17 protein-coding genes are annotated in these 24547 nt (G+C 42.7%); 11 read left to right on the forward strand and 6 right to left on the reverse strand.

Annotation, left to right across the window (positions count from 1 at the left end):
• Positions 1 to 206 precede the first annotated feature (206 nt).
• Positions 207 to 2915 (reverse strand): HTH-type transcriptional regulator MalT, encoded by a 2709-nt coding sequence (gene malT / locus CHJ_RS18870; RefSeq protein ID WP_317918622.1) that lies wholly within the window; start codon positions 2913 to 2915, stop codon positions 207 to 209.
• 551 nt (positions 2916 to 3466) lie between these two features.
• Between malT and CHJ_RS18875 the strand changes: the two genes are divergently transcribed.
• From CHJ_RS18875 to glgB, 3 genes are all read left to right on the forward strand, one after another.
• The gene (locus tag CHJ_RS18875) at positions 3467 to 5920 is read left to right on the forward strand and encodes a glycogen/starch/alpha-glucan phosphorylase (RefSeq protein ID WP_171751135.1); all 2454 of its coding nucleotides are present in this window, start codon (positions 3467 to 3469) and stop codon (positions 5918 to 5920) included.
• 185 nt (positions 5921 to 6105) lie between these two features.
• On the forward strand, positions 6106 to 8283 hold the full coding sequence (gene malQ / locus CHJ_RS18880) for a 4-alpha-glucanotransferase (RefSeq protein ID WP_171751134.1): 2178 nt from the start codon (positions 6106 to 6108) through the stop codon (positions 8281 to 8283).
• Positions 8284 to 8508: 225 nt separating this feature from the next.
• Positions 8509 to 10689, forward strand: a complete 2181-nt coding sequence (gene glgB, locus CHJ_RS18885) for a 1,4-alpha-glucan branching protein GlgB (RefSeq protein ID WP_317918623.1) — start codon at positions 8509 to 8511, stop codon at positions 10687 to 10689.
• 176 nt (positions 10690 to 10865) lie between these two features.
• On the opposite strand, the gene CHJ_RS18890 is transcribed toward glgB, so the two are convergent.
• Complete coding sequence (locus CHJ_RS18890) at positions 10866 to 11831, reverse strand: AEC family transporter (protein WP_317918624.1); 966 nt, start codon at positions 11829 to 11831, stop codon at positions 10866 to 10868.
• 448 nt (positions 11832 to 12279) lie between these two features.
• On the opposite strand from CHJ_RS18890, the gene CHJ_RS18895 reads away from it, so the two are divergent.
• Positions 12280 to 12426 carry a hypothetical protein gene (locus CHJ_RS18895; protein ID WP_317918625.1) on the forward strand — a complete coding sequence of 49 codons (147 nt, stop codon included), beginning with the start codon at positions 12280 to 12282 and terminating at the stop codon, positions 12424 to 12426.
• Between the two features lie 513 nt (positions 12427 to 12939).
• Here the strand turns inward: CHJ_RS18895 and CHJ_RS18900 are convergent.
• Positions 12940 to 13437 (reverse strand): SseB family protein, encoded by a 498-nt coding sequence (locus CHJ_RS18900; protein WP_317918626.1) that lies wholly within the window; start codon positions 13435 to 13437, stop codon positions 12940 to 12942.
• Between the two features lie 395 nt (positions 13438 to 13832).
• On the opposite strand from CHJ_RS18900, the gene CHJ_RS18905 reads away from it, so the two are divergent.
• Genes CHJ_RS18905 through CHJ_RS18915 form a run of 3 tightly spaced genes read left to right on the forward strand, consistent with a single transcriptional unit; the run spans position 13833 to position 16443 of the window.
• Complete coding sequence (locus CHJ_RS18905) at positions 13833 to 14687, forward strand: alpha/beta hydrolase (RefSeq protein ID WP_317918627.1); 855 nt, start codon at positions 13833 to 13835, stop codon at positions 14685 to 14687.
• Positions 14688 to 14714: 27 nt separating this feature from the next.
• A complete protein-coding gene (locus CHJ_RS18910; RefSeq protein ID WP_317918628.1) occupies positions 14715 to 15905 on the forward strand; it encodes an MFS transporter in 1191 nt (396 codons plus the stop codon).
• Positions 15895 to 16443: a DUF1415 domain-containing protein gene (locus CHJ_RS18915; RefSeq protein ID WP_317918629.1), complete on the forward strand. Its 549-nt coding sequence runs from the start codon at positions 15895 to 15897 to the stop codon at positions 16441 to 16443. The genes CHJ_RS18910 and CHJ_RS18915 overlap by 11 nt, the downstream gene beginning before the upstream one ends.
• Positions 16444 to 16553: 110 nt before the next feature.
• Here the strand turns inward: CHJ_RS18915 and malK are convergent, their stop codons facing one another.
• Positions 16554 to 17672 carry a maltose/maltodextrin ABC transporter ATP-binding protein MalK gene (gene malK, locus CHJ_RS18920; RefSeq protein ID WP_317918630.1) on the reverse strand — a complete coding sequence of 373 codons (1119 nt, stop codon included), beginning with the start codon at positions 17670 to 17672 and terminating at the stop codon, positions 16554 to 16556.
• 734 nt (positions 17673 to 18406) lie between these two features.
• On the opposite strand from malK, the gene malE reads away from it, so the two are divergent.
• From malE to CHJ_RS18940, 4 genes are all read left to right on the forward strand, one after another.
• Positions 18407 to 19588, forward strand: a complete 1182-nt coding sequence (gene malE, locus CHJ_RS18925; protein WP_317918631.1) for a maltose/maltodextrin ABC transporter substrate-binding protein MalE — start codon at positions 18407 to 18409, stop codon at positions 19586 to 19588.
• A 148-nt stretch (positions 19589 to 19736) separates the two neighbouring features.
• On the forward strand, positions 19737 to 21305 hold the full coding sequence (gene malF, locus CHJ_RS18930; RefSeq protein ID WP_317918632.1) for a maltose ABC transporter permease MalF: 1569 nt from the start codon (positions 19737 to 19739) through the stop codon (positions 21303 to 21305).
• Positions 21306 to 21316: 11 nt separating this feature from the next.
• Entirely contained in the window at positions 21317 to 22207 is an 891-nt protein-coding gene (gene malG / locus CHJ_RS18935; protein WP_171751120.1) for a maltose ABC transporter permease MalG, read from the forward strand.
• Positions 22208 to 22365: 158 nt separating this feature from the next.
• Positions 22366 to 23619 (forward strand): EAL and HDOD domain-containing protein, encoded by a 1254-nt coding sequence (locus tag CHJ_RS18940; protein WP_317918633.1) that lies wholly within the window; start codon positions 22366 to 22368, stop codon positions 23617 to 23619.
• Between the two features lie 58 nt (positions 23620 to 23677).
• Here CHJ_RS18940 and CHJ_RS18945 read toward each other — a convergent pair whose 3' ends face one another.
• Positions 23678 to 23929 (reverse strand): hypothetical protein, encoded by a 252-nt coding sequence (locus CHJ_RS18945; protein ID WP_253821995.1) that lies wholly within the window; start codon positions 23927 to 23929, stop codon positions 23678 to 23680.
• Positions 23930 to 24022: 93 nt separating this feature from the next.
• Positions 24023 to 24508 (reverse strand): acyl-CoA thioesterase, encoded by a 486-nt coding sequence (locus tag CHJ_RS18950; RefSeq protein WP_171751118.1) that lies wholly within the window; start codon positions 24506 to 24508, stop codon positions 24023 to 24025.
• Positions 24509 to 24547: the final 39 nt, after the last annotated feature.

Below are 24547 nucleotides of genomic sequence, written 5' to 3' on the forward strand. Positions count from 1 at the left end.
ATGTTGGATAATTAAATGCCGTAAAACGGCGTTTATTCTAAGTTTTGAAAGTTGGCATGTAATATGCTTTAATACTACTGACCCTTCTTAAAGCCGAGGGTCACCTAGCCAACTGACGTTGTTAGTGAACGAAAATTGTTCACACTATCTATAAGCCAATTGCAAGCATTGCGATTGGCTCTTTTTTTATCTGTATCTTAACTAAATCAATACCCCATTAAGCTAAGCAAATTCTCGGCAGTTTCAATGGCTTCTTTACGATTGGCAATGTTGAGTTTTTGATACAGGTTACGGATGTGAGTTTTGATGGTGGTAGCAGCAACATCCAGCTCTTGCGCAATCTGTTCGTTACTAAACCCGGAATAAATTAAGCCCAGTACCTGCCACTCTCTTTGCGTCAGTGGACTGGTTCTTACCAACTCTGGAATGTTAGGGTGATTGATAAGCTTGTCGACAAAATCTTCGTCAAAGTGAACAGAACGGCTGCGCTGTTTGCTAGAAATATCCTTAATTAGTTGCTGAGCTCGATGCTTTTCAAGATCACCTAACGAGGCATGACTACTGAGCTTTTGCAGCAGCTCGTCAATGGTATTACCATCAATTAAGAAATTACCCACCATGCCAGTTTGGTTAGTTAAGCTAAGGGCATGTTTAAGCTTTTCTACCGCTTTTTCTTCATTATTTTGTCGAACATAAAGAATGGCTTCAACAATTAGGTTGCGGTTGATATCCGTCACCAAATTCGCCTGTTCGGCGTGTTGTTGCAAGGCATCTAAATGTTCTTGGGCTTCTTCAAATTGACCGACAAAAATTTGAGCTCGGGCGATATTTCGCCACTGAAGTTGGTAAAAGTGGTTTTTGGCATCTGTTGGGCGGTCAGCACTCTCGAGCCATTGCTTAACCGATGTCGTATCCCCTTTCGCTTGCCAGTACAACAACAATGAAAGCGAGGCATTGGCCTTCCAATCTAAATGGTAGCTAGATTGTTGCAATAGATGTTCAATCTGTTCTATAAACCGTGTTGCTTTATCTATTTCACCTCTGCTAATGGCGATTCTCGCGAGCAGTGAATAACAGTGAAGATGCTTGCTTGGATCATGGTTGCCCAATACCTGCATCCCTTTATAGGCACACTCTTCGGCTTCATCTAGTCGATTCCAGCACCACAGCACTTGAGAGCGTAATCGAAGCAGGAACTCATGCAGCGGTAATTGCTGCAGTTTTTGCTCTTCAATCAATTTAAATGCGTTGTCTTGCAGCTCATAAGCCGCTTGTACAAACCCTTGAGCAATTAAGATCTCACTCTGTTGTAGCAGTGCCCAAAGAGCTTGATGATAAAGCTGATATTGGCGAGCGAGCTTCTCTGTTTGTTGCATAAGAGAAAGGGCGCGATCTAATTCGCCATTAACGTGATTCACTTCACCTACAATTGATGTCGCGACAATTCGGCTGCGATAGATGGTGGTATCGAGCTGACTTAGCGCTAGCTCAGCCAGTTCTAACGCCTTTTCAGGATCATTTCTGTTGATGGCTACTTGTGCTCTAAGAGCATTAATCTGACCTTTATCGCTGGTGGTGAGCTCGATATTTCGCTGGGCCATCTGTCGCTCAGATTCAACCAACATACCTTCAACTCGGTCATAACTGTGCTGACTTTGAGCCAGCCACGCCCTTAGTAATGGCAGTTTCATTTCGGAATAGAGCTGATCATCGCTTAATTGAGTGATGGCATCTTCCATAATGGCTAGCTCACCGAGATTAAACATACGCCAACCGTGCTCAATTAAAATTTGCGCCACCAGTTCGCCGTCATGGGATTTTTGAGCATGGGAAAGTGCCTGATGCGGAATGCCAATGTTTAACCATGCTTGCGCAGCGCTGCGGTGAAGAGACTTCTCTTCTTGAGGGATGCGTGACTGCCTTTCGTGAGTGAGAAACTCACCAAATAAGTGATGGAATCGATACCAGTTTTGCTCACCTTCAAGACGGTAGATAAACAGGCCAAAGCGATTAAGAGACTCAATCATACCTAAGGCGTCTTCTCTTTCCGTGAGCTCGCTGACGAGCTTATCGTTAAAGGTTTCCAGTACCGAACACTGCATTAAGAAATGTCGAGTTTCGGAATCGAGAAGATCAAACACCTCTTCAACCAAATAATCCCATAAATGAGCGTGATTAAACTGAGATACTGACTGGACAGATTGAGCTAAAGTGCGTTTTTGATGTTGAGCTTGCAAGGCAATAAGTTGTAACGCTGACGGCCAACCTTCTACATAGTTGCGTAAGCTATCTGCGGTGGTGTCATCAATGCCTTCAGAAACCCGTTGATTGAAAAAACGGGTAGTCTCTTCGGTATCAAACGCCAATAAATCATTGCCTATTTCAATCATTAAGTCGCGTACTCGTAAGTTCGCGGTGCCTAGTGGTGGGTTAGCGCGGCTGGTTACGACTAACGTAATGTTGTCTGGCATATGCTTGAGGAAAAAACGCATCGCCTCATGAATTTCTTCATTCTGAATCAGATGGTAGTCATCAAGCACCACATAACTTTCATTAAAAAACTCTGATAGCTCAGAGAATACTTCTGCAAATAACGTCTGTAACGAGGAAAACTGCCGGCGCTCAGCCAGTGTTTGTGAGTTCGGACATTGATCACCCGTGGCGCGATTGATGGCCTGAATAAAATAGTTAACAAATCGAAACGTATCATTGTCACTGTCATCAAGGCTATACCAGCCGACGCTATTTTTGTCAGAGAGCCATTGTGCCGCCATGGTGGTTTTACCATAGCCCGCCGGAGAGCGGAAAAGGATCAGCTTATAACACGGTGCTTGCTGTAATAAGTCTAAAACGCGAGGTCTAACGATGGCGTTATGTAACCGGCCGGGCCGAGTGAGTTTTGAGGGTATCCACATAGTTATCGCACTATTTGATTTAGGTTATTCATAAACTGTTTTTATCCTACGATAAGGTGATATCAACATAAAACGGCTTATCTGCGATATGTATGATCTGCCGCATAATTATGAGGTTCTACGCCCCGATATTGTGATTAATGTCTCATAAGTATAGTTTGCTAGATGGAAAAACGGCGGCTACCCGTACATATTAGTAATTATGAAACGGGATTCTATTACCATCATTAGTGGTGAAGCTAGCCATGGCTTAACGGGATAAATTCAGGCATTAGTGTGATGAAACTACTATTTTCAATCAATGTTTCTGACTGAGTAATTTATAGCCAATGAGTAATGGAGGAGGTAATCGAAAGTTATACGTGACCTGAGTCGCTATATTTTTAACGCTAGCAGCAGTTAGTGTGACTTAGATCGCTAAGTGTGTAGAAGAGTAGGGTCTACGCCCTAGCTACTCCTCCTCTCCACTCTTTAAGTTAGGAGGATGTTCTGTTGATTATCAAGATGCAGGATATGCCATAGATAAATTGAAACAATTATGAGATGTCACTATGAAACCGACGCAACAAAAAAAGTTTGATAAAGCGCAGTTCCAAGCCGATGTAAAAATGCATTTAACCGCAACTTACGCAACGAAGGTTGAAAATGCACAGCCACGTGACTGGTATTTAGCAATGGGTCGCGCTCTAGCGGAGATGACAACCTTTGATTTGCTAGAAACAGAAAATGATAAAGCGATTCAAAATGCGAAAAGTGTTAACTACCTTTCATTAGAGTTCTTGATTGGCCGCCTTACGGGTAACAACTTGATCAGCATGGGGCTTTATTCGCAAATAGACGCCGCCATGAAAGAGCTGGGACAGAGTCTAACTGACCTGTTAGAAGAAGAACGTGACCCATCACTGGGCAATGGTGGTCTTGGTCGTTTGGCTGCTTGCTTTATGGACTCATGTGCTGCTCAAGAGTTTCCAACGGTTGGTTATGGTCTTCACTACGAGTATGGTCTGTTCAAACAGTCATTTGATCAGTGTCATCAACAGGAAGCGCCTGATGCATGGCGTGGTGTTGAAGGTTACCCTTGGGAAGTTGCACGGCCAAATATTGCTCAAGAAATCGGTTTTTATGGTCACGTAGAAGTGATTAATGAAAATGGAAAAGAGAAGCGTCGTTGGGTTCCGGGTATGCAAGTAAAAGCGATGCCGTGGGATCTTCCTATTGTGGGTTACGAAAGCAATACCGTTTACCCATTGCGTTTATGGGAATGTCAGGCCATTGCACCTTTTTCTTTAGAAAGCTTTAACAATGGTGACTACTTTGAAGCGCAGCACTCATTGATTGATGCGGGTAACATTACCAAAGTACTTTATCCAAATGATAACCACGAGAAGGGTAAAACTCTTCGCTTAATGCAACAATACTTCCATAGTGCGGCATCTATTGCTGATATCTTGCGTCGCCACCTTAAAGCTGGTCACAAGTTAGAAGACTTAGCGAAATATGAAACCATCCAGCTAAATGATACACACCCAACTATCGCTATTCCGGAATTAATGCGTATTTTGGTGGATGAGTATGAGTGGGCTTGGGATGATGCATGGGCACTGTGTTCTAAAACATTTGCCTATACTAACCATACCTTGTTGCCGGAAGCATTAGAAACATGGAGCGAGTCGTTAATTCAGCGCTTGCTGCCTCGTCATATGGAAATCATTTATCATATCAACCATTTGTTTATGCAAGAAGTGCGTGCTAAATGGCCGGGTGATGTTGAGAAGCAACGCAAATTATCAATTATTCAAGAAGGCTTCCACCGTATGGTACGTATGGCCAACCTTTGTGTTGTTGGTTCTTATGCGGTAAATGGTGTAGCGGCACTTCACTCTGAGTTGGTTAAACGTGACTTATTCCCAGAGTTCCACGAACTTTACCCAAATCGACTGCAAAACGTGACCAACGGGGTAACACCTCGCCGTTGGTTGAAGTTCTGTAATCCTAAGTTGTCAGCTCTTATTAGCGAGAAGATTGGAGATAAATGGCCAGCCGACTTGGATATGCTAACAAAGATAGCCGAATTTGCGGACGATAAAGCCTTCCAAGATGACTATATGGCGGTTAAAAAAGCCAATAAAGAGCGTCTAGCCGATTGGGTACAAGAGAACATGGGTATTGAATTAAATACCGATGCGATTTTTGATGTGCAGATCAAACGTCTTCACGAATATAAACGTCAACATTTGAACCTGTTGCACATATTGTCTCTGTATCATCGTCTATTAAATGATCCTTCGTTTGATATGGCGCCACGTGTGGTGTTCTTCGCCGCGAAAGCCGCACCGGGCTATCATCTAGCCAAAGAGATCATTTATGCCACCAACAAAGTGGCAGAGAAAATCAACAGTGACAACCGTGTGAACCACAAACTGAAAGTGGTCTTTATTCCTGATTATCGTGTCAGCATGGCGGAAATCATTATTCCGGCTGCAGATGTGTCTGAGCAAATCTCTACCGCAGGTAAAGAAGCTTCGGGTACAGGTAACATGAAAATGGCGCTTAATGGTGCACTAACCATTGGTACTATGGATGGCGCAAACGTAGAGATACGTGAAGAAGTGGGTGATGAAAACATCTATATCTTCGGTCTAGAAGTTGATGGTGTTGAGGCGTTGCGTGCTCGAGGTTACAACCCATTTGATTACTACAACGCTGACCACCTGCTAAAAGCGTCAATGGATCTTCTGTTAGGTGATGAATTTACACCAGGAGAGCCGGGTAAACTGCGCGCAGTTTATGACAGCCTGTTGGACGGTGGTGATCCGTATTTGTGTCTTGCTGACTTTGCCTCTTACGTAAAAGCGCACGAAGCGATGGATCAACAGTACCGTGAGCCGCAAGGTTGGGCTCGTAAGGCGATTCTAAATACGGCGCTGGTAGGTAAGTTTAGCTCTGACCGTTCAATACGTGATTACGTAAATAACATCTGGAAATTACAAGCCGTAAAACGCTAGTTATTTGCCTGTTTGAGCTGGGAGCGCTGTTTTCGTAAGCATAATTTAGCGAGTGCAGTTTCCCGGCTCTACTGGATCCAATAGTGGTTTTACCAAAGAGCATTATTGGATCCGGTAAGTTACCTAAGATTTTGACAAGAATGCCCTACTAAAAGGAAGGCGTATAAACGCCTTCGGAGAGAAAAATGAAACAACAGTCAGTTCTAATGCAAGTCGCTGATATGGCTAAGATATCAAAAAACTATATTAGTGCGTGGGGAGATGAAGCAAGTGTCGAAGAGGAAACCATTCGTCGTTTACTTGCTTCTCTTGGCTACGATACCTCAAGTGAAGAAAATCTGCTTAAATCGGCAGAAAAGAAACATAAAAAAGAGGTTTTGGATCCCGTTCAAGTTGTACGCGATAGTGAGCAACCCATAGAGATTAAATTGAATCTAGGTGTTAGTGCTCGCGAGAGTGAATTTAGCTGGCGTTTAGAAACTGAGCAGGGTAAGACCCTTGAAGGATATCTTCAATCGCAAATTGTACGTGATGAGCGTGCAGAAGGCGGCCCTTTAGTGTTTCAACTGCCCAACGTGGAGTGGGGATATCATCAACTTATTATCACCCGCAAGCGTCGCAAGACCCCGTATGAAATGACCCTGATAGTGACGCCAAATGCGTGTTACAAGCAGCAGAAACTATCCCAGCAGAAAAAACTGTGGGGGCCAAGTGTTCAACTTTATACTCTTAGAACTCAGCATAACTGGGGTATTGGTGACTTTGGTGACCTTAAACAATTGGTCGCAGAAATAGCATCACGAGGAGGGGATTTTGTTGGTTTAAACCCAATTCATTCATTATTCCCAGCCAACCCTGAAGGGGCGAGTCCATATAGCCCGTCGTCTCGCCGTTGGTTAAATATTCTCTATATTGATGTCAGTTCTGTTCCTGAGTTTGTGTTAAGTGTTGATGCTCAGCGTAAAGTGGGCAGCAACGAGTTCCAGCAGCGTCTGCATAAAGTTCGAGATACCCATTGGGTTAACTACTCTGAAGTGTCTGAACTTAAAATGAGTGTGTTACCTCTGTTATTTGACGAATTTAAGAGTCGTCATCTGGATGAATCTACCGACAGAGCAAAAGCATTTTTGAGCTTTGTTGAGCAAGGTGGCGAGAGCCTATTACATCAAGCTGCATTCGATGCTCTGCATGGTACGCTGTTTGAAAAAGATCAAAGCATTTGGGGTTGGCCTGTATTCCCTGAGAAGTACCAGCACTTCCAAAATCCAGCCGTTCAAACTTTCATTAAAGAGAATGAAGATAAAGTGCAATTGCACCTTTATTTGCAATGGATTGCCGACAGTCAGATTAATGAAGCGCAGACATTGGCTGAAGAGAAAGGCATGGCAGTAGGGCTTTACCGTGACCTGGCGGTCGGGGTGGCTAACTCAGGATCTGAGACCTGGGCAGACGATGGTAACTTGGTGATGGACGCCAGTATTGGCGCGCCACCGGATATTCTTGGTCCTCTAGGACAAAATTGGGGGCTTCCTCCTCTTAATCCACAAGTTCTTCAAGCCACAGGCTATGACGCTTATATTAAGTTGCTAAGAGCAAACATGAAGCATTGTGGCGCACTGCGTATTGACCATGTTCTTGGCCTACTTCGTTTGTGGTGGATACCGAAAGGTGAAGGTGCAACAAACGGTGCTTATATCTACTATCCCGTTGAAGATATGCTGGCAATATTGGCTTTAGAATCTCATCGCTATCAGTGCAGTGTGATTGGTGAAGACCTTGGAACAGTGCCAGATGAAATTGTTGATATTCTCGCGGATGCAGGGGTTCACTCTTATAAAGTCTTCTTCTTTGAAACAGCAGAAGATGGCGGCTATTACTCGCCGAATCATTATACAGAACAGTCCATGTCGGCACTTTGTACCCACGACATGCCAACGTTACGTGGATTTTGGCACTGTGATGATCTCAAAACAGGTCAGGAGCTAGGGTTATATCCCGACGAGGAGCAGTTACAAATACTGTTTGATGACCGTTTAAAATGTAAGCAAGAGATCCTTAATAGTGTTGAATGGCATGGCTTCTTACCTGATGGTGTTGGTCGTGACGCGACATTAGTGCCAATGGATAAGCACTTAAGTGAAGCGTTACAACTTCATTTAGCCGCTGGCTCTTCGGCCTTGTTGAGTATTCAGCTGGAAGATTGGTTAGAGATGGATAAACCGGTAAACATTCCGGGAACGGTTGATGAATATCCAAACTGGCGTCGTAAGTTATCATTAAATCTTGAGGATATTTTTGCTCGAGAAGAGGTAAATTACATTGCTAAACGCTTAACAGAAGTTCGCGCTGGGTCTGGAAAATAATGCAACGAATACAAACAGTTAATTACGCAGTCTTGCAAGATAGTCACTGCTTGTATTCGCCTGATAGTGAACTTGTTAACTAATTGATATTTTTGAGAATACCCGCTTTATGCGGGTATTTTTTATTATTTATTAACAGCGACTAATTAACAGGTTACTATGAGAAAAGTTGGTTTTTGTTTCATACTTTTGTTTTTAATTTTATAGATGTTTTGGAGATGCCAGTTGAAAAAGAATACTGTGACAAAAAAGGAAGACATTTTTGGTGTATTAGAAAATGCGGCATGCGCTGATCCTTTCTCTTTACTGGGTCCTTATCATAGAGAAAAGCAGCTTTCACTAAGGGTATGGATGCCGGGAGCAAGTAAAGTTGAATTACTTATTGCTGATGAGCCGAGAGTCGCCTTGGAGAAAGAGTCAGAGAACAGTTTTGTTCTAGAACATGATAGAGATTTGACATTTACCCATTATAAGTTGGCGGTGAACTGGGATGGAACAGAGCAGATAGTGGATGACCCATACCAATATCATGCTTTGTATAAAGAGTTTGAAGAGCTCCATACTCCTGTGCAAATGTACCATCACATGGGAGCACAGTTTGTCTCTATTGAGAGAGAAGGTGAGCAGATTTCTGGTACTCGCTTTTTGGTTTATGCCCCTCATGCCACCGCAGTGAGTTTAATCGGCAGTTTCAACTACTGGGACGGCCGCCGCAACCCAATGCAACGTTTAGATTACGGTATTTGGGGGATCTTTATTCCTGAACTGGAAGAAGGCGCTCAATACAAATATGAAATCAAAGGGCCTAATGGAGAGAGCTTACCGCATAAAGCCGATCCATGGGGTTTCTATGCCGAGCAGCACCCATCATTCTCCTCCGTAACATACGATCACAACCGGTATGACTGGCAAGACCAACAGTGGCAAAGTCGTCCGGTTAGCACTAAAACCAAACAAGCACTCTCTTTCTATGAACTACATGTTGGTTCGTGGAAACGAGATAAAGATGGCAACTTTATTGGATATCGCGATCTGGCCGATGAACTGGTGCCTTATTTAGTTGACCTAGGCTACAGCCATGTTGAACTAATGCCGATCTCAGAGTACCCATTCTATGGTTCTTGGGGTTACCAACCTGTCGGGCTATTTGCACCAACCAGCCGCTTTGGTTCTCCAGATGACTTTAAGTACTTTATTGATAAATGTCACCAAGCTGGAATTGGTGTCGTTCTGGATTGGGTTCCTGCGCATTTCCCATCGGATGACCATGGTTTGGCGAATTTTGATGGTACTCCTTTGTACCACGATCCAGATCCAAGGCGTGGATGGCACCAAGACTGGAACTCCTTTATTTATGATGTAGGACGTGAACATGTTAGACGTTTCCTCGTTGCTAATGCGTTGTATTGGTTCGAGCAGTTCCATATCGATGGTATTCGAGTTGATGCGGTAGCATCAATGCTATACCTAGATTATTCACGTAGCCATGATCAGTGGATTCCAAATAGCGACGGCGGCAACGAGAACTACGATGCCATTGCTATGTTTAAATGGGTCAATGAAGAAGTGTATAAGCACTTTCCAAATGCCATGACGATTGCTGAAGAGTCGACGGCATTCCCGGGCGTTTCTGCGCCAACATATATGGGTGGATTAGGCTTTGGATTTAAGTGGAACATGGGTTGGATGCACGATAGCTTGTCTTATGTGCAAGAAGATCCCGTGCATCGTAAGTATCATCACAACACCATCACCTTCCCACTAATTTACGCCCATAGTGAGAACTATGTGTTGTCTCTGTCCCACGATGAAGTGGTGTACGGAAAACGCTCTATTCATGACAAAATGCCGGGTGATGAATGGCAGCAAACCGCCAATTTGAGGGCTTATCTTGGTTACATGTATGGTCAGCCGGGTAAAAAGCTAAACTTTATGGGCACCGAGTTTGGCCAAACTGCGGAGTGGAACCATGATGATCAGTTGCAATGGTTCCTGTTGGCCTACGAACGTCACCAAGGTATTCACGCGCTCACTCGCGATTTGAATATGTTGTATCGCAATGAAGTGGCGCTTCATGAACTTGATTGTGATCTAAGAGGATTTGAATGGCGTCTGCAAGATGCACAAGATGCCAGCATATTGGCGCATGAACGCATCAGTGAACATGGTGAAAGAGTGCTAGTGGTGACTAACTTTACGCCTGTTCCTCATGAGTCATTCCGTATAGGTGTGCCCAATAAAGGAAAATATGACTTGCTGTTAAACAGTGATGATAGCCGTTATCACGGCAGTGATTTTGCGGTGATTAAATCACTAAATAGTGAAGAGATAGAGAGTGAAGGATTAGCACAGTCACTTAACTTACGGTTACCACCATTAGCGACCGTGTTCTATAAGCTTTCATAAACGGTACTTCTAAATAGTATTCATAAATAGATAACAACAAGGGTCAGATAGCGATATCTGACCCTTTCTATTTGGTGAGTATAACCAAATAGAAAGGGTATATACTCAAGTGACCTCAAGATGCAGAATTCAGAGCAGCATCAACAAGTTCAGTTCAAGAAAGATAATTGAAGATATTACATTAACGATAGTGTTGATAAAGCGAAAATCCCCAAGGTACAGGTAACCAATGAGGTGACCGTTGTTAGGGCGATAATATTTGCCGCCAGAGCAGCGTTTCCACCCATGGCTCGAGCCATGACATAACTTGCAGCCGCAGTAGGCGCGGCACTCATAAAGAACACAATCCCGATATCAAGCCCTCTAAAGCCAAACAGCAGAGCTGCACCAGTGATGATGATAGGAGCAAAAACGAGTTTGTTTACCGTAGCAAACCACGTAGCGCGTTGGTCGCCTTTTAGAGATTTAATATTTAAAGAACCGCCAGTGCATAACAGAGCAAGGGGTAAAGTCATACTGGCAAAATACTGACCTGCATTTAGTACCATTTTAGGGATAGGAATAGAGAGAAAATAGACAATCAACCCAAGCATTATGGCAATGATTAGAGGATTTTTAGTTATCCCTTTAGCAATAACAGCAAATGCTTTTAGCCCGGATGATTTCTCTTTATCGTTCTTCGGACTTAATGCAATGACCGCTAATATATTATAAAGAATCGTCATTGGTGCGACGTAAATCGCCGCTAAAGCGATACCGGTTTCACCATAAGCGTTAGCAACATAAGCAAGCCCTATAATGGCGGTATTTGCCCGATAACTGCCTTGAATGACCACCCCTTTATCATTGGAGCCAGAAAAGAGTGTTTTGGTGGCAATAACCACAAAAACAAAGAAAATTAAGTTAGCGCTGAGACCAAAAAGGATTAATGGTGTACTGCTTGAAAAGTCATGTTCAGAACCGACAATACTAAGAAACAGCAAAGCAGGTAAGGTCACTTGAAAAACCAACCTAGACGCGACATCAATAAACGCATCGTCAATAACTGCTATCCGTTTAAGAAATACCCCGAGCAACAGCATTAAGCAAATGGGTCCTGTAATCGATGCTGAAAACTGCAACTGCGCTAAAAACTCCGCCATTGTTACCTCTAAACTCGTCCGTGGATGCATATTGTGACATATCTAACGTTAATACGGCATAGAAAAAGAACGGAAAATAATCGGTACTGAGTTTTGTTTAGCGCAAGCGGGTTTATACACTGTGCTAATCAGTATCGTTTGCTTTCATATTAGCTGTTAGAAGTAAGTCATTGACAGTTCAGCCAAAGAAAACATATGCTTACCTCGCACTGGCAAAATCCAGTGTCAGGCGTAGGAACCTGTTATATCCACACGGCGCATGTACTCCAGTATCTTAACTGGCATTAATATGTGCGGCTTTGGCACATCTAAATTATGGTGAGCTGGGCGGGGCAACTTCGGTTGGCCGTCTCCGTGTGAACGGTATTCCTACCCCTGTTCAGTTCACCACCCAAAGCGTAGGAACTTCGGATGGTGATTTTCTTTTAAATTCCACACGGAGGTCTCCATGACCAATAAAACTCAACCCGATTTTTATCTACAAGTTGAAGACTTTATTCTCAATGCTAACAGCGACAACACCCCATTAGATAACGAAATACGTGTGTTTCTGCTGACGTTACTGAACCAGTTTAAGCATCAAGCTGAAGAGTAATGGATAAAAAACAGGCACCATTTATTGGTGCCTGTTGTTGCAATATTTGAACTTAAAATACCAAGAGTTGTGAATCATTCTGATAAGCTTGTAGTGCCCTCAGTCCTTGGTTAATTAGTGATTTTATTGCTTTTATAACTGAACCAAAAGTAATAGAGTCCTATACAGCTCCCTATCGGAACAAGAAAAACCAACCAAGCAAACGAAGTAATAAAGCATATTCGGTACGCCCACTTCCGTTTTCTTAGCAAGAAGAAGCCTCCAAATGATGATAGGCAGAAAAGTAAGCCGATGAAGATTTGTCCTAGTATTGGAAACATTGTCTCAAAGGATAGTCCGTCTAAGTTTCTAAGTATGGTCCCAATAAGTAGAAAACCAATCAAGGCACCAAGTACAAAGTAAACGGAACCTATTATACGTCTGTGAATGTCCATATTTCCTCTTAGAGTAGGCGTTCAATTTAGATGTGAACTGCGTTTAAATAGCTTAAGGTATTTAAAATCGACTGTTAGCTTATCTTTGCTTTGCCACTTTTCTTAGTGTGGCAACGTTTAAATTAATGGCATGTGATGCATTATCCACGACCATATAATTATAATCGCCATCTAAAAATAGGTTGGCAGCGTTACCTACTGGCAGAACAACAGCAGATATTGGATAGTCAAAGAATGTTTTCAGTTCCTTCCAACTAGTGAATATAGGAAGTAAGGAAACACCTGCGTTATTTAAAGAAATTAGCTTAATATTCCTTTCTTGATTTATGGTGACAATTCCATTTTCATTTGGCTCACTAACATCTTCAGTAGCACTCACAGGTATAAGTACTTCAGTATTTTTGATCTGTTCAATCTTTGATTTACTAATTTCAGTTCGACCATCCAGTTCTAGTAGCATTGGAATTAGGTCTTTATTAGATATATTTACACTGTACTCTTTAGTGTCAGCATTAGCCGAAGCAAAATGTGATAGAAGCACTAATAATAATGTTAATTTTGCTATAGATTTTTTCATACTTCCTCATTAAAGCTATTGCTTTCTATACGGCTTTATTCCGTCTTTCACTCTTAAACATTTCCATATGTCACTGCATGGATAATGGGTGAATTAAGAAGATAACTATATGAATGGTCTTGATATAATATCATTTGCACTGACTTATCAAATAGAGAAAAGCGGAAACTGTCCGTATATCACACAAAACTTCAAGCAGAGAGCCATAAAGACTTGCATGCTTAAGCTCACTTTCTACGTAAAGAAAATTTATGTTTCTTAAGACGACTGTCCTGATTGAAGGGAGAGAAGTATTAAATTAGGTGACTATGGTGTCTTTGCCGTACAGAATGTCAAAATTTTGTTATAGTCCCGTTTCTAAACTATTCAAAAAAAAGAACAACAAGGACACCACGGTGAGTGAGAAAATCTACTTCAATACGTCAGGGAAGTTCAGTGTAAAACGAAAGTTGGTGAACATAACCACTCGTTTGCACCATACCATTGCCCCCAATCATGCTAAAAAAACCGCTAAGCAATTGTTGCTAACACCTGCAAGAATGAAACCGATTAATGATGAGCCGGAAGGTTTAATTAAGGGCGAAGTAGACACCAACGAAGGGGTGATAAAAACGTATAGTCTTGGCGAAGGGCCGGTTTGGGTACTTACGCATGGTTGGTCAGGAACTGCGAGCCAGTTTTACCCATTAATGGAACACATCGCCTCTCGTGGCTTTACCGCCTTTGCTTATGATCAGCCGGGGCACGGTAAGAGTGGTGGTGCTTATGGCCATATTCCCGGATTTGTTGCTTGCTTAGAGTCCGTGCTAGATAGCGTACAAGACGTGGCGGGTGTGGTTGGTCATAGTATGGGAACCGCTTCTGCGCTTGAGTGCAAACACGCAAAAATTGCGCACTGTCCGATGCTATTGATTGCACCAGTACTGGATTACTTAGACAACTTGTTTGGTAGTGTTAGCCGGTCTGGTTACTCGGTGAAGTTATTCCAAGCGATTGTGGAAGATATCCAAGATCAATATCACTACCCGATCCATATTATCGATCCCTATGCTCATCTCATGAATCGCACTAACCGCACCATTATTATTCATGATGAGAAAGATAAGTTCACTAAGTTCTCTGTGTCGCAAAAAGCGGCGAGCGAAGGCGATAATGTCACTTTAGTCGCAACGCAAGGGCAGGGGCATGGAAGGGTGATGAAGTGTCAACAAGTGATGGACAGTTTTGACCGCTTAATTGACGTTCAATAATCGCAGATTACGGTAAGAAAATAACCCATGATTGAATTTGGAACATCGGAGTATAAAAGGGTCAGCTTTATAATGGCGTTGGGCTCGTTTCTTATATTTTGTAATCTGTATCTGTTCCAACCTATCTTGCCTCAACTGGCAGATGAGCTCTTTATATCGGCTACTAAAGTAAATTGGATCTTTGCTTCTACCACATTAATGCTGTCGGTTTTTCTAGTGCCTTGGGCACTAGTTTCTGAGTCCTTTGGTCGTAAGAAAGTCATGTTGGTTGGCCTTTTTGTTCCGCCAATCATTAATGTGTTGATGATGCTTGATTCTAGTTTTTATAGCATGGTTGCAGGTCGTGCACTTATGGGCATCTCTTTAGCTGCATTTGCGTCCGTTGCCGTTGCCTATATGGCTGAAGAGATGTCGGCCTCTGCACTGACTCAAGCCGTGGGTGGTTATATTGCGGCTAATAGTCTCGGGGGTATTACTGGGCGTATTGCTGGTGGTGTGCTGACTGACTTGTTTAGTTGGCAGGTAGCGGCATCAGTCATTGCGGTGGCAACATTAATAGGAGCGGTTGCGGTTTTAAAAATATTGCCTCAGCAGCGTTATTTTAAACCTCAGCGAGGTCTGTTTTTTCATCATAATCGTCAGTTAATTCAGCATATTAAAGATAGGCGAGTATGGTTTGCCATGCTTATTGGCGGTTTTAATTTCGCGCTGTTTGTTAATCTATTTTCGGTGATCAGTTTTCGCCTTGCTGAAGCACCTTATAATCTCCCCCCGAGTCTGACGTCATTAACTTTTTTATGCTATCTGTCCGGGACAGTCAGTTCACGATACAGTGGAAAATGGGCCACTAGATTTCACCCTGTACTTGGCATGGTATTGGGAACCATTGTGACGTTGTCCGGTATGTTTTTGGCTTACTTTCCTGAAATTCCTATGATGCTGCTGGGTCTGTTATTGATTAGCAGTGGCGCATTTTTTACTCATGCTCTTGCTTATGGTTGGGTAAGCCAAAAAGCGGTGAGTGCTAAAGCGACCGCCACTGCTCTCTATCTGGTTCATTACTATATTGGCGGCAGCTTAGGGGGCTTTTTCCTTATCTACTGCTGGCAACAAGGGGCTTGGCCTATGGTGATGATGGGGGGAACGGTGCTTTGTTTCGCTATTTTTCTGTTGTGTTATTACTTAAAAGATATGAAAGGAAGCAAATTTGAACAATGAGCTTATTGAAAAACAAGTACGTACTTGGTTAGAAGAGGTGGTTATCGGTCTTAACCTCTGCCCGTTTGCGGCCAAACCAAACCGAAATAAGCAGATCAAAATTCAGGTCTCTCGCGCTGATACAGAAGAGGCTCTCCTAGAAGAGTTATTAACCGAGTTAATGATCTTAGCGATGTCGGATGCAGAGACATTAGAAACGACCTTGGTTGTTGTCCCCGACATGCTGGATGATTTCTATCTCTACAACCAGTTTTTAGACTGGGTAGATGCATTGATTAAGCAGCAAGAGTGGCAGGGGATTTTTCAGGTCGCTACCTTTCATCCCGATTACTGTTTTGCCGGAGTTGAACCGGATGATGATGAAAACTTAACCAACCGTTCCCCATTTCCGATACTGCATTTAATTCGTGAAGAGAGTATGGAACGCGTATTAAAGCATTACCCCAATCCAGAACAGATTCCCGATAATAATATTGATTGCGTAACCTCATTAACGGATCAGCAAAAAAAGCAGTTATTCCCTTATCTGTTTGTGTAATTGCCTACTTCTAGAGTAATTCAATAAATGACCAAGAGTAAAACAAAATCGCCTTGCAGTAGATGCAAGGCGATAGGCTATATGAGCGTCAATTGTGCTTACAAATCTTATTAATCAAAATCGATACCGTGCTCTTTATGTAGACGTCGACACGCGCTGCCATCACTATGGAATAGATGACAACGATGAGCCGCCAATCCAATAGCAAAGTTATCCCCCGCTTCTACAGGTAAGGTGTCTGGTGCACGGTAGATTACATCCGCATCTGCGCTATCTAGGTGTAGATAAATTTGAGTTTCGTTGCCGAGCTTTTCAACGATCTGGATCTCACCTTCGATAGTGGCATCCGCTTGCTCCGCATTGAGCAGATGTTCTGGTCGAATACCGAGAGACATACGTTCACCTTTGTTAACGGTGGTGCCATCTACCGGAATCCACAGTGTTGCGCCATTAGAGAGTTTCACCAATACTTGTTCTTTTTCGCAATCTTCAATTTGAACGCTAATAAAGTTCATTTTTGGTGAGCCAATAAAGCCAGCCACAAAACGATTTTCTGGGTAGTGATAAAGCTCAAGAGGTTTACCCACTTGAGAAACAAAACCTTCGTCCAATACTACGATTTTATCCGCCATTGTCATTGCTTCTACCTGATCATGAGTCACATAGATCATGGTGCAGCCCAACTGGCGTTGCAGTTTAGTTATTTCACTGCGCATGTTTACCCGCAGTGCAGCGTCTAGATTTGATAACGGTTCATCAAGTAAAAAGACATTTGGTTGAGAGACTAACGTTCGGCCAATAGCGACACGTTGGCGTTGACCACCGGATAGCGCTTTAGGCTGGCGATCAAGTAGGTGACCCAGTTGCAATATCTCAGCGGCGTGAGTCACACGTTTGTCCACTTCGCTTTTGCTTGCTTTGGCTAGCTTAAGGCCGAAAGACATGTTGTCGTATAAATTAAGGTGAGGATAAAGAGCATAAGACTGAAACACCATGCCAACCCCACGCTTAGATGGTTCAATGTCATTCATGCGCTGTTCACCAATATAGAGGTCACCGGAGGTGATGTCTTCTAAACCAGCGATGCAACGTAGAAGTGTTGATTTACCACAGCCAGATGGCCCAACAAATACAACAAATTCACCTTCTTGGATCTCAAGATCAACATTCTTTGAGATAAGTACGTCGCCATACGCTTTACACACATTTTTTAAAGTGACGCTTGCCATCTAGCTTGTCCTCGATTTATTTTTAATCTATCGCCTTGTCATAGGGTTTGGCGGGCAATAAAAGTATCAAACTGTTTTATAGAATCAAATGGTTAAAAATAGAGGTGATGTAGTACATCAGTAACTAGCATCACCTTGTTGTACCAATAACAGGTTAACTTCCCTCTTCACGTTATTGAACACTCCCCCGTAAATAATTACATCTGCGTTCAAATCAGTGTCAGTTAACCTATCCGGCATCGTAAATCTGCTCCTTACCTTCATTAACTATTGCAGAAACGTAACGAAGATATAGCGCGGATAAAAGCTTCTAACCATCCTCTCTTGGATAGTGACAGTGTTATTGAATCGCGCACTAGATACATCCTCCTGAGTGGCATTTATTCAGGGGGAGTAGTGGGGGAGGAGGCGTAGAAGGGGGTGAAAATCGAATTAGGATCTAGTTCAAACTTTTATACCAAGTTAGTGTGATGTGAATCGCTTTGAAAGCTTCTTATGTGATCGTGATCGCTAATCTTGTCTGATGAAGATCACGAAAACATTGGATGTTGATAGGGGCGTAGAATCTAGGATGATGATTCTAAGGCCTTTCTTATAGATGATAGCGGCACGCTGGTTACATTTTTAGATGAAAGCATTTTGACGTTATTTAGCGGATCCAGATTTACTGTTTAGTTTCAAATTTGGCATGTTGTCTGAATAGCCCTACATCACAATATAAAAAGGATACAATCATGAAGAAAACCCTGACTACTGTTGCGGTTTGCACATTGGCTGCACTAGGTTCACTTAGTGCGAATGCGGCTATTGAAGAAGGTCAACTTACTATCTGGATCAATGGTGACAAAGGTTACAACGGATTGGCTGAAGTAGGTAAAAAATTCGAAGAAGAGACTGGCATCCAAGTGACAGTTGCACACCCAGATGCATTGCAAGACAAGTTCCCACAAACAGCAGCAACAGGTGACGGTCCAGATATCGTATTTTGGGCGCATGATCGTTTCGGCAGTTACGCTGAAGCAGGTCTTCTTGTTGAAGTAAAACCATCTAAAGAGATTAAAGATGGCGTAGTAGACTTTGCATGGGATGCAGTAACATACGATGGTAAATTTATCGGCTACCCAGTAGCGGTAGAAGCACTCTCTCTTATTTACAACAAAGATCTTGTTGCTAACCCTCCTAAAAACTGGGAAGAAGTGGCGGCATTAGATGCCAAACTGAAGAAAGATGGTAAATCAGCCATCATGTGGAATTTAAAAGAACCGTACTTCACATGGCCATTGATGGCTGCTGATGGCGGCTATGCCTTCAAGTACAACTCTACGGGCTATGATGTTAAAGATGCGGGTATCGCTAACAGCGGTGTTCAATCATCGATGAACTTTGTGAAAAGCTTAGTTGACCAAGGCGTTATCTCTGCTGACATGGACTATTCAGTCTCTGAGTCAGAATTTAACAAAGGCAATGTTGCCATGACGATTAACGGTCCTTGGGCATGGGGTAACGTTGAGAAGTCTGGAATTAACTATGGCGTTACTACTTTACCTAAGTTTAATGGCCAATCATCGAAACCATTTGTTGGTATCTTAACTGCGGGTATTAGCACGGCATCACCAAACCAAGATCTTGCCGTTGAATTTATTGAAAACTACCTACTGACAAACGAAGGTCTTGAGAAAGTAAACAACGACAAACCACTAGGCGCCGTTGCGCTTAACTCCTTCCAAAAAGAGCTGGATAGTGATGCACGTATTGCGGCAACGATGGACAACGCAATGCACGGTGAAATCATGCCAAATATCCCACAAATGGGTGCCTTCTGGGGCGCAGCGAAAAACGCTATTGTGAACATTGTTGACGGTCGCCAGTCTGTTGATTCAGCTCTTGCTGATGCAGAAAAGCAGATGACGAAGTAAGCAGCGATAAAGTAACAACCCATAGTTAATGAAAACCACCCAAGCCCTATACGAGTTAGATGCAAAATTGTGTTGCTTGGGTGTATAACCTTTTTGAGGAGAGGGTAACCTCTCCTTATTTTAATATTTACCGCTAGCAGGTTCTCTTATGCAGTCAGTTCAAGATACTGGTGCCGCAGCATCAACTACTATGCCTTCAAGTCAGAAAGTGTTTATAAAATGGGCGCTACTGGCAACGGTTGGTATTGTAAACGGCTATGCCACCATATTAATGTATTCCCGAGGTGAGGTTGCTTTCGCACTACTTACCGTGGTGTTAACCGCCCTAGCACTTTATATTTTTGGTAGTAAGAAAACGTACGCGCATCGCTATATCTATCCTGGAATTGCAGGGATGATATTGTTTATTCTGTTTCCTTTGGCTTATACGGTAGGGTTGGCATTCACCAACTACAGTGCCAAAAACCAGCTCTCCCTAGAGCGGGCGCAATCAGTACTCCTTGATAGAACCTATCAAAGTGGCGACAGTTACCCTTTTTCTCTTTATAAAACCGACAATGGTCATCGAATTGTTATTACCCAAAATGAACAACTGTTGGCGACCCCTGAGTTTACCCTGCAGGGATTCTCTGAAAATGATTTGGATCTCGCTCCAATAGCTGAAGTTCAAGGCGAAAAAGAGAAAATTAAGACCATCATTAAGAACCGCTCATCGTTAAGCAATGTAGATTTACATATGCCTGATGGTGGTGATATTCGAATGAATGGTTTACGAAAGTTTGCCTCTGTTGTTCCTTTATACCGTCTAGAAGATGATGGTTTAACTCTTATAAACAACAGTAATGGCGAGATAGTTAAGCCCAATATGGATGTGGGTTATTACCAACCCGTCGATCAAGATGGTGCTTTTATCGGCAACACTATATCTCCTGGCTTCATTGTAAATGTCAGTACTGCAAACTTTGAGCGAGTTTGGAAAGACGACGGAATTAAAGAGCCTTTTATTGCCATATTCATCTGGACCGTGGTGTTTTCTGCACTAACGGTTGGTTTAACTCTGGTAATCGGTTTAGTTTTAGCGAGCATCGTGCAGTGGGAAGAGCTGAAAGGTCGTGCACTATATCGAGTGCTATTAATACTGCCTTATGCGGTACCTGCTTTTATCTCAATACTTATCTTTAAAGGCTTATTTAACCAAAGTTTTGGTGAGATAAATATGGTGTTAGAAGCGATGTTTGGTATTAGCCCTAACTGGTTCTCAGACCCAGTGTTGGCAAGAACCATGGTCGTTATAGTGAATACATGGTTAGGTTTCCCCTACATGATGATTCTCTGTATGGGACTGCTTAAAGCCATTCCAGAAGATCTCTATGAAGCATCAGCTATTGACGGCGCCGGTCCATTTAGGAATTTTACGCGGATAACCTTGCCGCTGATGATGAAACCATTAACACCGTTACTAATTGCCAGTTTTGCCTTTAACTTTAATAACTTTGTCATGATTTACCTATTAACAAAGGGCGGGCCAAACATGATTGGAACGACTGAACCTGCTGGTTACACCGACCTTTTGGTGAGTTACACCTACCGTATCGCGTTTGAAGGTAATGGCGGTCAGGACTTTGGCTTAGCCAGTGCGATAGCAACACTAATTTTCTTACTGGTGGGTGGCTTAGCGCTACTGAACCTTAGATTCACTAAGCTTTCTCAAGATTAAGGAGCAATAATATGGCAATGGTACAAGGCAAAAACCTTAAATATCGTGTCTGGGCAACGCATATTGCTCTTTGGATATTCTTATCGTTAATTATCTTTCCTTTACTGATGGTGATCGCTATTTCATTCCGTGAAGGTAACTTTGCTACTGGGAGTTTGATTCCAGAGAACCCGTCACTGGAACACTGGAAGTTGGCTCTAGGCTTCTCCGTTACTAATGCGGATGGAACGGTAACACCACCGCCATTTCCTGTTCTAACATGGTTATGGAATTCAGTGAAGATCGCAGGTATCTCATCAATATTTATTGTTTGCTTGTCGACAACGTCTGCTTATGCGTTTGCTCGTATGCGATTTTCCGGCAAGAACACAATACTAAAAGCGATGATGATTTTTCAGATGTTTCCTGCAGTACTTGCTTTGGTTGCGATGTATGCCTTGTTTGATAAGCTTGGGCAATACATACCATTCTTAGGTTTAAACACCCATGGCGGTCTGATTTTCTCATATTTAGGGGGCATTGCCCTGCATGTGTGGACCATTAAAGGGTATTTTGAAACGATTGATAACTCATTAGAAGAAGCCGCAGCGCTAGATGGTGCGACGCCATGGCAGGCGTTCCGCTTAGTTCTATTGCCATTATCTGTACCGATTCTTGCTGTGGTATTTATTTTGGCCTTCATTGCGACGGTAGGCGAAGTTCCAGTGGCATCACTGTTGCTGTCGGATGTAGATAAATACACCTTGGCAGTGGGTATGCAGCAATACTTATATCCGCAAAACTACTTGTGGGGTGACTTTGCTGCTGCGGCTGTATTATCAGCGGTTCCGATTACGGTTGTATTCTTATTGGCGCAACGTTGGTTGGTGGGTGGTTTAACCGCTGGTGGTGTAAAAGGATAGTCTTACGATATCAATGCGTGTCCATATTGGGCACGCATTTAACGAATAATTACCATTTTATTCTTTATGGTTATTGAATAATTATCTCAGCAGCTATACATTGCATCACGTTGGTAGAGAAAAATGTCGTCGTGATGGTTACTGGATGAATATCGAACATGATGTATAGCTATGTAGCAAGACAGCCCATATTAAATGCTGCCCTTAAAACGGTAGGCTATGAGCTGTTGTTTCGAAATAGCGAGGAGAATGTTTTTCCTGACCAAACCAGTGCCAATAGAGCGACCTATCGACTCATCACTGAAAACTTTCTGTCCCTCGGAACTAACCCCAACTATCTCCTCTCTCGCTGTTTTATTAACTTTCCTCAACTTAGTTTGACTCGATTACTTCCTCTCTCTCTGCCTAAAGAGAAAATAGTGGTGGAGATTTTAGAAACGTGTCAGCCAAATGATGAACTATTTAGCGCCATTAAACACTTACATCGCAACGGTTATATCATTGCCTTGGATGATTTTAATGGAGGCGAAGAGTGGGAACGGTTTATCCCATACGCCCATATTATTAAACTGGACTTAACCGCTATTGGAATAGATAGAGCGTGTGATATTGTCGCAGACAGAAAGAGGCAAGGAGATAAAACCGCATTTTTGGCAGAAAGAGTAGAGAGTAAAGACGATTTTGATAAAGCGAATCAAGCCGGTTTTCGTTTTTTCCAAGGCTATTTCTTTAGTAAGCCGATTATTGAAAAGAACAAATACGTTAGCCCGAAACACGCAATTGCATTACAACTTTTTCAGGAAGTGTGTAGTGCAGAAGTAAATTTTACAAAAGTGGAGATGCTTGTTTCTCAAGATGTCTCGATCTCCTACAAATTGCTCCGTTTTGTCAATGCTGCCAGCCCAAGACTGCGAAACCCTATTACCTCTTTTAAACAGGCATTGATCTATTTAGGTGAGGATCAATTAAGAGTATTCGTTGCACTTACGACGGCTTCTTATGTATCGAGTAACAAACCACGCGAGCTGATTAATTTATCCATGCAGCGAGCGCATTTTTGTCAGCAGATGTCAAAACGACCCGCCTGCAAGGAAGACTCTCAACAAGCGTTTATTGTTGGGTTGTTTTCTCTTCTTGATGCGCTGCTGGATAATGACATTGAAACCTTGATAGAGGCTCTGCCGCTTGATGAGAATATTCGTTATGCCATTACCCAACGTCGGGGCGTTCTTGGAGAACTTCTAAAGCTTGGGGAGTATTTTGAAATGGCAGATTGGCCAAATGTTGAAAGCCTTTGTGACAAACTGAAAATAGAGCTGCAAGAGACAGTGGATGAGCTGCTAAAAGCCCAGAAGTGGAGTCAAGAGATGGAGCAGCATTTTAGAACAACCATTACTGCTTCTGATGGCTAAAGCAACCACTGAAATAATAGTTGCGAAAAGTGAACAGAGCATAAAGCCCAAATGGAATTCAGAACTCTCTACTGGATGGAGCACAGCCTACATACTGCATTAGTACATAAATACTCTCTTCATTGAGGGCCACTTTTCTAAATAGGTCGGCAAAAACAAAATCTCCCCCGAAACAGGTATGAATGTAGTGGTTGATATCGCGATGATCATATCCTTCAATATGCAAACTACGAACCCATTGATACTCCACTGCGTGTGGGTTGCTAATGGTTTTATCGCTTAAGGTAATATGCAGTGATGTATTGCTCAAAATAGATCCTAGCCATAATCGGGTGACTAGGATTTAAGCAAAACAGTATTAAAAAATCATGACAATTATATGAAACTCTTTTGATTGCGGACGTTATTTTAGCATCTTAACGTGCATTTCCATCTCTTCACCGATCTCTTTTCTCATGTTCATCAGTTTAACCGCCGAGTCTCTTAGCTTAATATCTTCATCGGTTTCTGGATCCCATTGCGGTACTTTTGTTGGTTTACCGTTGGCATCCACTGCAACCATTATGACAATACAGTGTGTTGTTAAGACGTTGTTCAGCTCTTTAGGATCGCTGGCCTGAACATCTAACGCGATGTGCATAGAGGAGGTTCCGGTATAGATCACCTTGGCACTGACTTCCACCAAATTGCCTACATGAATTGGTGCAACAAATCGAATTCCCCCTGCATAAGCCGTAATACAGTATTTACCACTCCAACCGGCAGCGCATGCATAGGCCGCTAAATCAATCCATTTCATTACGGCGCCGCCGTGCACCTTGCCGCCAAAATTTACATCAGCAGGCTCTGCTAAAAAACGTAGGGTGACATCTCTCTGTTTTCCACTCATTTCTTTATCCTTATGTGGGAGAACGGTTGTTATCGCTTT

The organism is Vibrio sp. MACH09, from assembly GCF_033238805.1.
Taxonomy (GTDB): domain Bacteria; phylum Pseudomonadota; class Gammaproteobacteria; order Enterobacterales; family Vibrionaceae; genus Vibrio.